This window comes from Microbacterium sp. NPDC076911, assembly GCF_040687125.1.
GTDB lineage: Bacteria > Actinomycetota > Actinomycetes > Actinomycetales > Microbacteriaceae > Microbacterium.
The window spans coordinates 374693-390401 of sequence record NZ_JBFBMP010000001.1 but is presented as its reverse complement, the minus strand read 5'-3'; the positions used below and the strand labels follow the sequence as shown (position 1 = coordinate 390401).

At 61.3% G+C, this 15709-nt stretch carries 12 protein-coding genes; 4 read left to right on the top strand and 8 right to left on the bottom strand.

The window, feature by feature from the left end; translation table 11 throughout:
• Positions 1-29: 29 nt before the first annotated feature.
• Positions 30-1127, bottom strand: a complete 1098-nt coding sequence (mnmA, locus tag AB0O81_RS01895; RefSeq protein ID WP_363580646.1) for a tRNA 2-thiouridine(34) synthase MnmA — start codon at positions 1125-1127, stop codon at positions 30-32.
• 9 nt (positions 1128-1136) lie between these two features.
• Positions 1137-2324, bottom strand: coding sequence for a cysteine desulfurase family protein (locus tag AB0O81_RS01890; RefSeq protein WP_363580644.1), 1188 nt, complete (start codon positions 2322-2324; stop codon positions 1137-1139).
• A gap of 59 nt (positions 2325-2383) precedes the next feature.
• Between AB0O81_RS01890 and glgX the strand changes: the two genes are divergently transcribed.
• The 3 genes from glgX (at position 2384) to glgB (ending at position 8846) form a co-directional block, all read left to right on the top strand.
• A complete protein-coding gene (glgX, locus tag AB0O81_RS01885) occupies positions 2384-4522 on the top strand; it encodes a glycogen debranching protein GlgX (protein ID WP_363580642.1) in 2139 nt (712 codons plus the stop codon).
• A gap of 65 nt (positions 4523-4587) precedes the next feature.
• Entirely contained in the window at positions 4588-6672 is a 2085-nt protein-coding gene (locus tag AB0O81_RS01880; RefSeq protein ID WP_363580640.1) for a maltotransferase domain-containing protein, read from the top strand.
• Positions 6669-8846, top strand: coding sequence for a 1,4-alpha-glucan branching protein GlgB (glgB, locus tag AB0O81_RS01875; RefSeq protein ID WP_363580638.1), 2178 nt, complete (start codon positions 6669-6671; stop codon positions 8844-8846). Before AB0O81_RS01880 ends, glgB begins: the two co-directional genes overlap by 4 nt.
• A gap of 24 nt (positions 8847-8870) precedes the next feature.
• On the opposite strand, the gene AB0O81_RS01870 is transcribed toward glgB, so the two are convergent.
• Complete coding sequence (locus tag AB0O81_RS01870; RefSeq protein WP_363580636.1) at positions 8871-9824, bottom strand: tetratricopeptide repeat protein; 954 nt, start codon at positions 9822-9824, stop codon at positions 8871-8873.
• The gene (locus AB0O81_RS01865) at positions 9821-11707 is read right to left on the bottom strand and encodes a glycosyl transferase (protein WP_363580634.1); all 1887 of its coding nucleotides are present in this window, start codon (positions 11705-11707) and stop codon (positions 9821-9823) included. Before AB0O81_RS01865 ends, AB0O81_RS01870 begins: the two co-directional genes overlap by 4 nt.
• Positions 11708-11876: 169 nt before the next feature.
• On the opposite strand from AB0O81_RS01865, the gene AB0O81_RS01860 reads away from it, so the two are divergent.
• Positions 11877-12947, top strand: a complete 1071-nt coding sequence (locus tag AB0O81_RS01860) for an AI-2E family transporter (protein WP_363580632.1) — start codon at positions 11877-11879, stop codon at positions 12945-12947.
• Positions 12948-12970: 23 nt separating this feature from the next.
• On the opposite strand, the gene AB0O81_RS01855 is transcribed toward AB0O81_RS01860, so the two are convergent.
• From AB0O81_RS01855 to AB0O81_RS01840, 4 genes are all read right to left on the bottom strand, one after another.
• The gene (locus AB0O81_RS01855) at positions 12971-13687 is read right to left on the bottom strand and encodes an alpha/beta fold hydrolase (RefSeq protein WP_363580630.1); all 717 of its coding nucleotides are present in this window, start codon (positions 13685-13687) and stop codon (positions 12971-12973) included.
• The gene (locus AB0O81_RS01850) at positions 13687-13971 is read right to left on the bottom strand and encodes a hypothetical protein (protein WP_363580628.1); all 285 of its coding nucleotides are present in this window, start codon (positions 13969-13971) and stop codon (positions 13687-13689) included. The genes AB0O81_RS01855 and AB0O81_RS01850 overlap by 1 nt, the downstream gene beginning before the upstream one ends.
• 137 nt (positions 13972-14108) lie before the next feature.
• The gene (locus AB0O81_RS01845; protein ID WP_363580626.1) at positions 14109-14669 is read right to left on the bottom strand and encodes a DivIVA domain-containing protein; all 561 of its coding nucleotides are present in this window, start codon (positions 14667-14669) and stop codon (positions 14109-14111) included.
• Positions 14666-15706, bottom strand: coding sequence for a phosphatidate cytidylyltransferase (locus AB0O81_RS01840; RefSeq protein WP_363580624.1), 1041 nt, complete (start codon positions 15704-15706; stop codon positions 14666-14668). Before AB0O81_RS01840 ends, AB0O81_RS01845 begins: the two co-directional genes overlap by 4 nt.
• Between the last annotated feature and the right edge of the window lie 3 nt (positions 15707-15709).

Below are 15709 nucleotides of genomic sequence, written 5' to 3'. Positions count from 1 at the left end.
CCCAGCCAGTCTAGAGACGGCCACCGACATCACGTCGCTGCTGGCACCGCCGACACGGTGTGCGCAATCGTGAACTGTCCCACCACGCGCGTCCCGTCGTAAATCACCGCAGTTTGACCGGGTGCGACACCCTCAAAAGGCTTTTCGGGAAACACCGTGATGACGCCATTGTCGACGTGCGCTCGAGCCGGCACTGGATCAGCGTGAGCTCTGATCTGCACATCGCAGTCGAAAGCAGCCTCGCTCGGTGCACGGCCCGCCCAGGAGTGTCGATCTCCGGAAATCTCACCGATAGCCAGTGCTTCCTTCGGACCAACCACAACCGTGTTCGAGACCGGCCTCACTTCAAGCACGAAACGGGGCTTGCCGTCAGCGGCGGGAGTTCCCAGCGAAAGACCACGGCGCTGCCCCACCGTGAATGAGTGGGCGCCTTCGTGGCTGCCGACTACGGAACCGGAGCGGTCGACGATCTCGCCGGTGGCGGTACCTACCTTTTCTGCAAGCCACCCTCGCGTGTCGCCGTCTGGAATGAAGCAGATGTCGTGGCTATCTGGCTTCTGCGCAACGGTGAGACCTCGCTCGGCAGCCTCGGCGCGAACGATCGCTTTCGAAGGCGTCGAGCCCAGCGGAAAGTACGTGTGAGCGAGCTGGTCTGCGTTCAGAACGCCGAGCACATAGGACTGGTCTTTCGCAGCGTCTGACGCTCGGTGAAGCTCTAGCCCTTCAGCACCATCGACGAGAGTCGCGTAGTGCCCAGTGCAGACCGCGTCAAAACCCAGCTCGATGGCGCGCTCCAGCAAGGCCGCGAACTTGATCTTCTCGTTGCAGCGCATGCAGGGGTTAGGCGTTCGTCCAGCGCGATACTCACTGATGAAATCATCGATGACATCGTCGCGAAAGCGCTCCGAAAAGTCCCAGACGTAGAAGGGAATTCCTAGCAGATCGCTGGCGCGGCGCGCATCCATTGCATCTTCGATCGTGCAACAGCCTCGGCTTCCCGTGCGCAACGTTCCGCCAGCGCGTGACAACGCCAAATGCACGCCAACGACGTCGTGGCCAGCATCCACCGCGCGGGCCGCAGCTACTGCCGAATCAACTCCACCACTCATCGCCGCCAAAACACGCATTGGTCCAGTCTACGATTGGCTGCCTGTGCGTGGGCCGGATGCTGCGCGAGCACGCTCGACAGCTGCCGGCAAAACGCGCAGCAGCGTGTCGATGTCATCCTGAGTCGAGGTGCGTCCGAGCGTAAACCGAAGCACCTGACGCGCCTGCACCGCATCGCGTCCAAGGGCAAGCACCACGTGCGATGGCTCCGGCACGCCCGCCTGGCACGCCGAGCCCGTCGACACCGAGACCCTTGCCTGGTCGAGCAGGAAGAGCAAGGTTTCGCCGAACGCCCCGGGAAACAGGATGTGGGCGTTCCCCGGCAGGCGGCGCACCGGGTCACCAAGCAGTGTCGCCTCAGCAACAGACCCCAACACGCCCCGAATCAATTCGTCACGAAGAGCTTGCAGGCGCACCGCTTCGACCGCCCGCTCAGACACGGCAAGTTCGGCTGCGACAGCGAACGCCACGGCGCTCGCGACATCTTGGGTGCCCGCACGTAACCCCCGTTGCTGACCGCCGCCATGCAACAACGGCGACACCTCGGCTTTTCGCGAAACGACGAGCGCACCGATTCCCGTAGGACCTCCCACCTTGTGTGCTGACACGCTCATTGCGACGAGCCCGCTACGTCCCTCAGCCTCGCCGCGCCACTGCCGAAACGAAACGGGCAGGTGGCCGAACGCGGCAATCGCATCGAGATGAAGCGGCACACCGGCAGTAGATGCTGCCTCGCTCAGCGCCGACGCGTCATTCACGGTGCCCACTTCGTTGTTCGCTGCAAGGGCGGTCGCAAAAGCTGCTCCGGGCAGGGCCGCGGCAATGGCCTCCGGCGCTACGCGCCCGAGAGCGTCGAGCGGCACTTCGCGCACCTGCGCGCCTTCATGCGTTCGGAGCCAGTGCGCGGCGTCCACGGTGGAGTGATGCTCCCCATCGGGCATCACAAACGCATCCGCGGCAACGTCACGCGTCCACCACAGTCCCTTCACCGCGAGATTGACCGACTCTGTGCCCCCCGAGGTAAAGACGACCTCGATCGGCTCGCAGTCGAGCACGACTGCCAAGCGCTCGCGTGCCTCTTCGAGCACGCGACGTGCGTCTTGTCCACTGGCATGAATCGACGAGGCGTTTCCGACGATCGTGCTCGCTTCAAGCCACGCGTCGCGTGCTTCGGGGCGCAACGGCGACGTCGCAGCGTGGTCAAAATAGTGCGACACGCGTGATTCTCCGTCCTGTCGTAACGCGCTTGACTCAAGGCGTTACTACTGTAGAGCGCATGCCCCGCCCGAAGGCCATGTCGTCGTCCGATCCTCAGGACACACCAGATAGCCCACTCTCAGCACCCGTACCCGAAGCCCCTGTGCCCGCAGGTCTGCTCGACAGCAACCTCGACAACCTCGGTGTCACATACGGCGACGATGGCGGCACTATCCGCGTGTGGTCGGCCAATGCACAAGACATTGAGCTGGTCCTCTTCGACGATACCGACCTTGATTGGATCACCGACACAGTCACCCTGTCGCCCGTCGGCGGTGGAGTCTGGCAGGGAACCACGCACTCACTCCGCCCCGGGGCAAAGTACGCGCTCCGCGCCGACGGGCCCCACTCCGCTGGCAACACGTTCAATGACAGCTTTCTGCTCATCGACCCATACGCGCGTGGGCTGGCGCCCAGCGGTCACGGCGAATGGCGCTCTGTTGCTGTCGACGGCGGGTTCGACTGGGGTGGGGTGCAAAAGCCTGCGATCCCGATGGACCGCACGGTGCTGTACGAAGGCCATATCAAAGGGATGACGAAGCGTCACCCCGATGTGCCCGCAGCCTTGCATGGCACATACGCGGGCCTGGCGCACCCCGCAATGATCGAACATTTCCTCAGCCTCGGCGTCACTAGCATTGAGCTGCTGCCCGTACACGCGTTTGTTACGGAGCCACGCCTGCTGCAACATGGGCTCTCCAACTATTGGGGATACAACACCCTGAATTTCTTCACGCCTCACGACCTGTATGCGACGGTGGAGTCGCGCCAGAACGGGCCCGACGCAGTGCTTCGGGAGTTCAAGGGCATGGTGAAGCTTCTTCACGAGGCCGGACTGGAAGTCATTCTCGATGTGGTCTACAACCACACCTCGGAAGAAGGCCTCGGCGGCCCCCGCACCAGCCTGCGCGGTCTCGACAACCGCTCGTACTATCGTCAGCAAGAAGACGGGGCGTATATCGATGTGACGGGTTGTGGCAACTCGGTGAACACATCCACCGACGCAGCCGCACGATTGATCCTAGATTCGCTGCGGTATTGGGCCAACGAGGTTCAGATCGACGGGTTCCGATTCGATCTTGCCGCCACGCTCGCCCGCGACGGCGCCCACACCTTCACTCCCGACCATCCGCTGTTGCGCACGATCATGGACGATCCGCAACTTGCCGGAGTCAAGAAGATCTCTGAGCCGTGGGACGTGGGAATGGGCGGCTGGCAGACCGGAAACTTCGGCGACGGCTGGAGCGAATGGAACGACCGCTACCGCGATCGAGTGCGAAACTTCTGGCTCAGCGACGTGGACTATGCCCGCCGCGCATCGACGTCACCGGTAGGCATTGGCGGACTCGCCACGCGCCTTGCCGGCTCTTCCAACACTTTCAGCGCCGATCGCGGTCCTATTGCCAGCATTAACTTCATCACCGCTCACGACGGGTTCACGCTGCGTGATCTCGTGTCCTACGACGTCAAGCACAACCTGGGCAACGGCGAACAGAATCGCGATGGTGCCGACACCAATCGCTCCTTCAACCACGGAGCGGAAGGGCCAACGGCCGATGAACGCGTTCTCGCCACGCGGCGAAAAGCCATGAGAAATCTGCTCGGCACACTCATGCTCTCTGCCGGTGTTCCGATGCTCACCGCAGGCGACGAGTTCGGACGCACGCAACGCGGCAACAACAACGCGTACTGCCACGACTCCGCATTGACATGGCTTGCCTGGGATCATGCGCCGTGGCAGAAGGAATTGTTTGCGCACGTCCAGACCCTCATCCGCTTGCGCAACGAAAACCCCGCCATTCGTCCGACCCGCTTCGCGCGGCTCGATGAGTTCACTCCCTCAGCATCCGTAATGGAGTGGTACGACGAGCACGGAGAGACCATGTCGGCTGAGCGTTGGACGTCGCCCGCACACCGCACGTTGCAATATGTCGCAGCATCCACTCCGGAGCATGAAGACTTCAACCGCGTGCTGCTGATGATCCACGGCAGCGAGACGCCGATCGATGTCACGCTGCCCGAGATCGAAGGCGTCACGCGGTACGTGTCGTTGTGGTCGAGTGCTGACGAACTTCCCGACGAAGACCACCCTGTTTTCGCACCGAACGACATCGTGCCTTTGACAGGAACATCGATGCGCTTCTTCCGCGCCGAATGAGATTTGTCGCCATACACACCCCGATTCACCGCGCGGCAGAATTGATAGCGCGGTAAGTTCAAGACGTGGCCAGCAACAAGCCTTCAGCGTCCCCCCGTCAATGGCGGAGCAACTCGCATGTTCCTCTGCGCCCGGTCGTACCGTGGCAGCAGAGCACAGACACGCGCGCGAGTCGCATTCCCCTCGCGAAACCCACGCCCACCGTGCCTTGGGGCGACTACATCCCAAGCGCCTTCGTCGGCGAGGTCGTTCCCTTTCGTGTGACCGCGTTTCGGGAAGGGCACGACATCATCGGCGTGCAGCTGCGCGTGACGTCGCCCGGCGGCGACGACTCATTGCATCGATTGCGTCCGCTCGACAACGGCTTCGATGAGTGGCAGACAGAGGTCGCTCCGCTGGAAATGGGTGTGTGGCGGTATCGATTCGAATCGTTCACTGATGACTTTGCCACTTGGAAACATGCCGCTGAGCTGAAAATCTCTGCGGGCGTCGACGTCGCCCTGATGCGCACGATAGGTGCAGGGCTGTGCGAGCATGCCGCACATGAGAAGGGTCGACCTGCCGCAGAACGGCGTGTTCTTACCAACGCGGTCAGCGTCTTACGCGCGTCTGAGACGAGCGATGAGCAGGTTCTAGCGGTCGTGAGGGACGACGATTTGGCTGCCGCGTTCCACGCACGTCCGCTGATGTCGCTCGTAACCGTCGGGGAAACGTTTGAACTCTTGGTCGAAAGGACGCTGGCAGGTGCGGGCGCCTGGTACGAGTTCTTCCCGCGCTCTGAGGGCGCGCGGCGCATGAGAGATGGCTCCATCAAGAGCGGCACATTCCGTAGCGCAATGAAACGTCTGCCGGCAGTTGCTGCGATGGGATTCGATGTGCTGTATCTGCCGCCCATTCATCCCATCGGCACGATCAACCGCAAGGGTCGCAACAACACGCTGAATCCCGGTCCGACCGATCCCGGCTCTCCATGGGCTATTGGTTCAGCCGATGGAGGTCACGACACCGTTCATCCCGACCTCGGAACGCTGGCCGATTTCCGAGCGTTCGTACGTGCAGCTCGAAAAGAAGGAATCGAAGTTGCCTTGGATCTCGCGCTTCAGGCAGCGCCCGATCACCCGTGGGTAGCGGAACACCCCGAGTGGTTCACGACGTTGCCTGATGGAACGATCGCATTTGCCGAGAACCCACCGAAAAAGTACCAAGACATCTACCCGATCAACTTCGACAACGACCCGGAAGGCATCCGCGTCGAAGTACTGCGCATTGTGCGGCACTGGATCGCTCAGGGCGTCTCCATCTTTCGTGTCGACAACCCCCACACCAAGCCCCTGCAGTTCTGGGAGTGGCTGATCAAGACGGTGAACGCCGAGCATCCAGAGGTAATCTTTCTCGCCGAAGCCTTCACACGGCCAGCCATCATGCAGTCTCTCGCGGCAGCTGGTTTCCAGCAGAGCTACACCTACTTCACGTGGCGCAACACCAAAGCACAGCTCGAAGAGTTTCTCGGGAGTTTCACTCGAGAAACGGCAGACTTCTTGCGGCCGAACCTCTTCGTAAACACGCCGGATATTCTCACGGAGTACCTGCAGTTCGGCGGCCGTCCTGCGTATCGCATTCGCGCAGCCATTGCCGCCACGGCGGGCCCGACCTACGGCGTGTACGCGGGGTATGAGCTGTATGAGAGCGTTGCTCGTCCGGGGTCAGAAGAGAACATCGACAACGAGAAGTACGAGTACAAAACTCGTGACTGGGCAGGGGCCGAAGAACGCGGTGACTCACTGGCACCCTTCTTGCGTCAGCTCAATGAGATTCGGCACGCGCATCCTGCCCTCGGCCAGTTGCGAAACGTAACGGTGCATTGGAGCGACGACGACGCGATCCTCGTCTACGTCAAGCATCTCGACGCCCCATTCTCACCGACCGGTGAGAGTGACACGCTGATCGTCGTGGTCAACACCGATCCGCATTCTGTGCGCGAGACGATGGTGCACCTCGACACTCAGGTGTGGGGTGTGACTCCCGGCGACCCGTACCAAGTGCACGATTTGATCACGGATGCTGAGTGGACCTGGTCAGACCACAATTTCGTTCGGCTCGATGCGTTCCATGAGCCGGTTCACATCCTTCACGTCAGGGGTCTCGCATGATGCCATCACCGCAACTCCTCGACACGGTCGCCACGGGTTCACACCATGAGCCCCACGCTGTGCTCGGGGTTCACGAGGGCGTAACCGATACTGGCGAACAAGAGTGGATCGTGCGCGTTCGCCGTCCGCGCGCGAAGAGCGTGACTGCCGTATTCCGTGACGGAAGCCGCGCTCCGCTAGAACACGTACGTGCGGGCATCTGGGAGGGCACCCACAGTGGCGAACCTGGGGCGTACACCGTTGTGGCCACCTACGACGATGGTTCCACTCACACGGCTGAAGACCCCTACCGCTTCTCCCCCACGATCGGCGAGCTCGACCTGCATCTGATCGCCGAAGGTCGGCACGAAGAACTGTGGGATGCGCTCGGCGCACACGTGCGAGTGGTCGACGAGACGCCCGGCGTCTCTTTCACCGTGTGGGCACCCAACGCGCGCGCGGTGCGTGTGGTCGGCGATTTCAACGGCTGGGACGGCCAAGGCCACGCGATGCGCTCTATGGGTGGCAGTGGCATCTGGGAGCTGTTCGTCCCCGACCTCGGCAGCGGTGCCAGCTATAAGTTCGAGATCTTGACCAAGTCGAGCCACTGGATCATGAAGGCTGACCCGATGGCACGGTTCGCGGAAACGCCTCCCGGCACTGCCTCGGTCGTTGAACAGTCCTCGTACGAATGGGGCGATGCTGCCTGGCTGAAGGCACGTGCAAAGACGACACCTACGACGTCGCCGATGTCAGTGTATGAGATCCATTTCGGCTCCTGGCGTCAAGGGCTGTCGTACCGCGATGCAGCAGATCAGCTCATCGACTACGTAGCTGCCCAAGGGTTCACCCACGTCGAGTTCATGCCGCTCGCCGAGCACCCCTTCGGCGGCTCTTGGGGCTACCAGGTCTCGGGCTACTACGCCGCCACCAGCCGATACGGAAGCACCGACGATCTTCGCTACTTGATCGACCGACTGCACCAGGCAAACATCGGCGTGATCATGGACTGGGTTCCCGGACACTTCCCCAAAGACTCGTTCGCGCTGGGCAAGTTCGATGGTGAAGCGCTCTACGAGCACCCAGACCCCCGCCGCGGCGAGCACCGCGACTGGGGTACGTATATTTTCGATTACGGACGAAACGAAGTACGCAACTTCTTGGTTGCAAACGCATTGTTCTGGTTTGAAGAGTTCCATATCGACGGGCTGCGCGTCGACGCCGTAGCTTCAATGCTCTACTTGGACTACTCGCGCGAAGCGGGTGAATGGGAGCCCAACATTCACGGCGGTCGCGAGAATCTCGAGGCGATTCGATTCTTGCAGGAACTCAATGCGACGGCATACAAGCGTTACCCCGGCATCTCGATGATCGCTGAAGAGTCCACAAGCTTTCCCGGCGTCACCGCACCCACCGATCACGCAGGCCTCGGGTTCGGTTTCAAGTGGAACATGGGGTGGATGAACGATTCGCTTGAGTACATGAAGCGCGATCCGATGTACCGCGCTCACCACGAGGGCGAGCTGTCCTTCTCGTTTGTATACGCGTTCAGCGAGAACTATCTGTTGCCAATCAGTCACGACGAGGTAGTGCACGGCAAAGGCAGCCTTATCGGGCGGATGCCGGGGGATCACTGGCAGCAGTTGGCGAACGTTCGTGCCTATCTGGCGTACATGTGGGGTCACCCGGGCAAGCAGTTGCTCTTCATGGGGCAGGAGTTCGGTCAGATCGCAGAGTGGTCTGAAGGTCGCTCGCTCGATTGGTGGATGCTGGATCAGCCCCCTCACGCCCAGCTGAATAGTTTCGTCGCCACGCTCAATCGTGTCTACCGCGAGCACGCCCCGCTGTGGGCCAGAGATAGCGATTCATCAGCATTCACTCGGTTGGGCGCACCGCACTGGAACCCCAGTGTTTCAGCGTTCGCGCGACGCGACTGGCACGGCAACACGATCGTGGTCGTGTGCAATTTCGCGGGCACACCCCAGAACGACTTCACTTTGGCAATGCCCGAAACTGGCGTCTGGGATGAGATTCTCAACTCGGATGCTGCCCCGTACGGCGGGTCTGGAGTCGGCAATCTCGGGGTGGTCAGTACCGATGCCGAGGGCACAGCTCGCTTTACCTTGCCACCGTTGGGAGTGCTGTGGCTGCGCCACAGCACTGAGAAGCACATCCCCTCACCGACGCGCGGCTAGCCCGTCAAACGCCCGCAGCGGCGGTTAGAACAGCAGTGAGGCGAGTTTGCCGCGCGCGCGAAGCACGCGCGGATCGTCGTCGCCAATCACGCCGAACAGCTCGAGCAGACGTTCACGCACCGACGCACGTTCGTCATTCGGAAGCTGCGCAAAGATCTCTAGCAAGCGACCGAAGGAATCCTCGACGTGACCGCCGGCCAGATCAAGGTCGGCTACAGCGAACTGAGCAGTGGGATCTAGCGGGTTAGCCGCGGCAATAGCACGCGCTTCTTGAAGATCAAGCCCCTGCACCCGATTGAGCAGGCTCACCTGAGCCAGACCCGCGCGAGCATCAGCATCGCGAGGATTCTCTGCGAGTGCTTTTGTGTAAGCCGCGATCGCGCGTGGGTAATCGCCGGCTTCGATAGCATCGTATGCCTCGGCGTGAAGCGGCGGCAACGGCGCTGCGGGCGGTTCTTCTGCGGCGGCGTCCGCCGAGTCAGCCGCGCTGACAGGGACACTCCCCGTCACACCGTGCTGCTGAGCAAGCTGCAACAGCTGCGCGAATACCTCTCGGAGCTGCGGCTCGGGGACTGCAGCATTGAACAGCGGGACTGGCTGCCCGGCAACCAAGCCGACCACCATGGGGATCGACTGCGCGCGAAATGCTTGAGCCAGCTGTGGGTTAGCGTCGACGTCCACCTGCGCGAGCACCAGTTTGCCGCCGAGCTCGTTGACAACCTTCTCGAGCATCGGACTCAGCTGTTTGCAGGGCTCGGACCATTCCGCCCACAAGTCAATGACGACTGGGACGGTGCGTGAAAGCTCTACGACCTCTTGGAAGCCGTCATCGGTCGCGGTGAAAACCAGCGACGGTGATGCAGCGCTACCTCCCGCCCCCGTTGCGTCCGCACCGGCGGACGGTGTCGCGGGTCGATTGCGCAGACTGGAAAGGTCGACGGCGCCACGAAGATTAGCGCCGGTCATGGGATTCGTCAATTGATCACCTTTGCACCGAGAATGTCTGATCCGTATCCGAGCAAGCGAATCTTCTCTGTCGATCCCTGTCCCGGAACGTAGAAGAATACCTGATCCGAGTAGTCGGTAGAAAAGCCCGTTGCCGACTGATCTTCGCCCGTGAGTTCTTCGACCATCGGATTTCCAGAGAGCTTGATGAACGCGTCTTCATTCGTCGGTTTCACCGAATCGTGTTCGGTGATGGTCACCGCCACAATGGCCCCGCTTTCAAGCGTCGCGAGAGCGATCGGCTCGTCAGTGCCCGCTGTCGTGCTGAAGGTGAGCTCACCTGTCGTGGCCCCAGTCTCGTTAAACGCTGCCAGACGCTCCTCACGGTCCGTGGCGATACTCACCCGGAGTGCGTCGGTCTCAGCGTCGAACAGGTCGTAGTACTCGCTCTCTTCGGCGTTGTTGATGACATCGGAGTATGCCGTCGCGAGATCTTCAGGCGCGATTACCAAGAAAGGCGAGTCGGGTTGCACCTGCGCTGCACCGATGTAGGCGGGGGCGAGATCGGGCATCAGAGTGGATGCTTCCAGTCGCGCGACATGGGAGATTTTGTACTCAGCCCACGGGTCAGCCTGGCTCATGACGACGATCGTCGCCAGCTTGCTGGCTTCGTCGTCGACAACGGCCATCACAGATCGAGGCCAGCCATCGTATGCCTGCGGAAGCAGGATCTCGAGGGGCTGATCGAGAATGGGGTCTGGCGTGGCGGTGTCCTCCAGCGCGTCTCGCAACACATAGTTCGTCTCGCGTACTGCAAGCGCGGGCCCAGAGAGTCGCGTCGCTGCGAGATCAGCATCCATCGATTCATCCGCTTCAGCAACCGTGGTGGAGATCTCTGCGAGGATTCGTTCCGCCTGGGCACTGGTCACCGCAGGCGGCTTCTGACCTTCGGGTGCCACAACAGTCGCGGTGGGTGTCGGTGTGCTCTCGGCGCTCAGTTGCGGCCAAGCATCAGCGGCGCAACCCGAGAACAGCAGTGCGGCGACGGCCACGCCGGGAACGACGGCAAATGCGCGACGCGATCCCGAGATCGAGCGGCGTGTGGGGGTGGAAGTGATCACTCCCTTCTCCTCTCCTTCGATACTGCCGACATCGATGGGCTCGGTGACGGGGATGGGCAGTCCCTTCCGCCGGGGACCGCGGGAGCGGCGCACATGGTTGATCCCAAGAATGTAGAGAAACACACCCACGGTCATGAGAATCGCGCCCATAGCGATCAGCGGGCCGGCCAATGGTGTGCCGTTGCCGATCGGCCACGAGACTGAAACTGCGGTCGGAGCCGGCAGCGTTCCGTCGGCGGCGACAAGCACGCTCATCTCTTCAGGCAGCTGCAACGAGGCGATCAGCAGGTCACTCTGTTGGAACTCGTCCAACCAGAGGTCAGATCCCGCGGGGCTTCTGCCGGCGACGACAATGCCCTCAGCGGACTCTTGTTCGGTGGTGTCGGGCGCAACCGCAGCTTCGGTGGCTTCCGGGGTCGCGGGTGCCTCCGTGCCTGTGGTGGACGCTTGCTCATCCTCGGTAGCGGGAGGTGCTGGTTCGACAAGCGCAACATCGATCTCACCGGCGGCGTCCAGCGTCACGGAGTTGTAGGTGGTGTCGGCGAGCCAGGCTTGCATGTCAGCGGTGCGACCGTAGGCGGCAAAGATCTCGCCTTCCGCGTTGGCACGCAGAGTCTGCGAGCCGGGAAGAGCGTTGAAGACGGCACCGTCAATCAGGACAAACGGAGCGTCTTCAGCGACACTGATCTCAGCCGTCTCGATCGTCGGCCCTTGGAACACCGTTCGCTGGGCGATACCCGCAACAATCAGCACGGTAGCCAGCACGAACGCCGCCACTGCCCAAACGAATCGCACGAAGAACACCTTTCCGGGGTAGTTGCGGAAGGCAACACACCTCCGACTCGACATTTCAGACTAGCGAACTACACCTGAGAGGCGACCCGGAGGTGTCATACACAAGCCTGAGCGTGTGCAGTGCGTATCCTGACCAAGAAGAAGAATTGCAGACATCGAAAGGAGTCCGGTGAAGCTACACAATCCGTTCCGGACCGCGTTCGTCGCCACCATGGGCGTTGGCCTCGGACTCCTACTGATCGGCAGCGTACAGACGCTGTCTACGATCCTGCTGTATGTCGGCACTGCGCTGTTCCTGTCCCTCGGGCTTGATCCCATCGTCGGCTGGCTAGAGCGGAGAAAGCTGCCGCGTTGGGCAGCAGTGCTCATCACGATTCTCGCCGTGCTGGCAGCCTTCGCGGGCATCATTTTGATGATTGTGCCTGTGATCGTCGGTCAAATCAGCCAACTCGTTACCCAGATTCAACGGCTGGTCGAAAACGGCACGTGGGACCCGATCCCGCAGCTCAAGGACTGGTTGCACACCACCTTCCCCACGCTTCTTGTTGACGATGTCTTCGAATATCTCGAGGAGTGGCTTGCTGAACTCGATCTGGGCGAAATCGGCGGTTCGATCGGTGGCGGCCTCCTCGCCGTCGGCGCAGCCGTGATCGCAGGGCTCGGCGGCGCGTTTATCGTTCTGATCCTCACGATCTATTTCACGGCGTCTACGCCTCATCTCAAGAGCGCGGTGTACCAGACCGTGCCAGCCTCGAAGCGTCCGCGTTTCATCGATCTCAGCGAACAGATCACGGCATCCGTAGGCTTCTACGTCATCGGTCAGCTGTCTCTAGGCGTGATCAACGGCGTTCTCAGCGTGATTTTCCTGAACATCATTGGCGCACCATTTCCTGCAGTGCTCGCGGTCATCGCGTTCTTCTTCTCGCTGATTCCGCTCGTCGGCACACTCACCGGCTCGACGATCATCGTGCTGACGTGCCTGATCCCGGGCCTGGGAGACCCTACGGTCGCGCTCATCGCGGCCATCTACTATCTGATCTACATGCAGATCGAGGCGTACGTGATCGCGCCTAGGATCATGGGGCGGGCAGTGTCGGTACCGGGCGCAGTAGTTGTCATTGCGGCGCTCGCTGGTGGCTCATTGCTCGGGTTACTCGGCGCACTGGTCGCGATTCCCGTTGCGGCAAGCGTCTTGATCATCTATCGCCAGGTCCTGATTCCCCGCCAGAACGAACGCTAGCCAGCTGTTCGTTTGTGCCCCGACTATTCGCTGTCGGGCCACTCAGTCGCTAGCGGCAATGCGTCAGGATTGACCGCGCCGACAATTTCTGTCAACACACGTCGCGTTTGCGTTTCGCCGACCCACAGGTGCTTTCCGCCCTCCACGGGAATGAGCGTTGCCTCGGGAACGGACGAGAAGCGCTGTACGGCCTCGGCAGGTCGCAGATAGTCGTCGAATTCGGGGACAAGCACGACCAGTGTTCGCGGGTCACCCTTCCACGCCGAAACGTCTTCGGCCGTCGCGCGATGCAACGGGGGCGACAGCAGAATCGCACCGCGCACCTCGTGATCACGTCCGTATTTCAGAGCGATCTCGGTACCGAAGGACCAGCCAACAAGCCAGGGATTGGGTAGGCCGCGTTCTCGCACGAAGTCCATTGCAGCTGCGAGGTCAAAGGCTTCGGCGCGCCCACCGTCGAACGTCCCCTCACTCGTGCCGCGCGGTGATGTGGTGCCGCGGGTATTGAAACGCAATACTGCTAGATCGGCGAGAGTGGGCAATCGAGCAGCGGCTTTGCGCAGAATATGTGAGTCCATGAAACCGCCCGCGGTCGGCAAAGGATGAAGCGTTACCAGCGTGGCTACGGGCGCTCGGTCGGCAGGCACAGCCAGCTCACCGACAAGCGTGAACCCGTCTAGCGTTTCGAATTCGATGTTCTTTCGCACGGCGGGCAGGGCGAACGGCCCACGGATTTCCATCAGTTGATCCTCCAACAAGCTGAGTGCCAGTGTCTGCGCGCATCGAGATCGGCTTTGTCGCCCAACACGCCATCGGCGCGCCAGGCGACAATGTGAGCCTCCGCAACTTGAATGCCCCGACCGCAACCTGGGCAGGCGTAAATCTTCTGTGCTTTCTGTGCCGACACGGGCTGCACGATCCACTCGCTTCCGCGCTTGGTCTCGGTGCGCTTCCATCCCGACAGCATTCTCTGAAATGAGTCGTCGCCCCCTGGATCCGGTCGGCGTCGGTTTGATCTCGGCATTGGATCAGTACCGTTCCGTGAACGCCGGTGTGCGCGGCACGGTAGTCGGGCTACGAAGGAAGATGAGCGGATGTTGCAACGTCACAGTGACGCAATTCTACTGACCCGATCCGCAGGGAGTGTCAACGCGGCAGGGGTCACTCGACCGCGAGCATCACTTCGACAACGGCATCAAGCACGGCGTCTACCTGTACCTCGCGATAGCCACCGCGCTGCATGCGAAAAGCTACGCCGCGCACCTGCTCAACTGTTACCGACTCGCCCGTCTGCAAATACGTCGAGAGCTTGTCGGCCACAAGATCCACTTCTTCGACGCGATAGCCATATCTCAGCGCGCTCACACGCGCAAAGCGAGAACGGCGGGGGCGCGAGAGACGGTCCAGCACTACCTGCGCGGTTTCTCGTGTTTGTCCAACCCACTCGGAAACTCCACCGCGGGCGACCGCTGCTTCGCGTTCACGCGCTGCGAAAGCATCTTCGATTCGACCTAGCGCCGCATCTACTGCAGCGATCGAATAGCCACGTCTGACGAGCGGAAAGGCCGCTTGTCTGATGTCGGAGGCACCCACAGGCTCCTCCCCCTCTTCGAATGCAACTCTCGCACGAGAAATGAACGCGTCGACTTCCGCCGGGGAGTACCCCTTGGTGCGCCCTCGGGTGATAGGAAAAGCAGACTCCTTGGTCTCTACAGCGGTCACAGCACCGCCAAAGGATAGAAGAGGTAGTAGAGCCCCAGGGCTGCTGCAGTCGAAGGAAGAACCGAATCGAGCCGGTCAAGGATTCCGCCGTGCCCTGGCAGCCAGGAGCTCATGTCCTTGATCCCCAGATCGCGCTTGATCATTGACTCCCCGAGATCGCCGAACGTGGCCGTGGCGAGTATCACCAAGCCAAAGATGAACCCGAACCACCATGGCAGACCGAGCATGAAGATCGAGATCAGCATCGCGATGCCCACGGCTGCAATCACCGCCCCAGTGAAGCCTTCCCAGGTTTTCTTGGGGCTGATCAGCGGCGCCATCGGGTGTTTTCCGAAAGTAAGACCAGCCGCATATGCGCCCGTGTCAGCCGCAACCACGACGCATACGAAGCCGAGAACCCACCACTCGCCGTGTTCTTGACGAACCAACACCACACAAATGCTTGCGAGAAAAGGCGCGTATAGCTGAACGAAGCCAGACACCAACGCGTCGGATAGCACGTCAGAGTAGTCGCGCCCGTCTCTTGCCATCATCTGGGCAACGAGTCGCCAGACAATGACCGTTGCAACCGCGATGAAGACTGCGATCCAGAGCATCCAGGAGTCGAAAAAATAGCCCGTCAAGATCAGCACGCTGCCCGCAACGAGCTGGGGCGCAACGTCAACGCGGTGACCGGAACCGTTCATGGCTCGCGACAGCTCGATGGTGCCGAGGATGCTCGCCGCGAGAGCAAAGATGACAAACAAGCTCTTGAAGAACAGGAGAGATCCGAGTAGCACCCCGCCAATTGCGAGAGCAATGACAATGGCGAGAATCAGATTGCGACCAGTGCGCGCCTTGATGCGCTCGTTCGCGACTTCGAACTCAGCGCGAGCGTGAGCAACTTGGCTCTCGATCTCGCTACGCGCCGCACGGATCTGCGAGTGCAAGTGCGCTGACGAATCAGCTGCTGCGCCGTCGACAGGCGCAGTCACACTCCCCGTGTCTGTTCGCTGATTAGCGGCCTCACCAGAGGTGCGCTCAGATTCCTGTTCCATCTG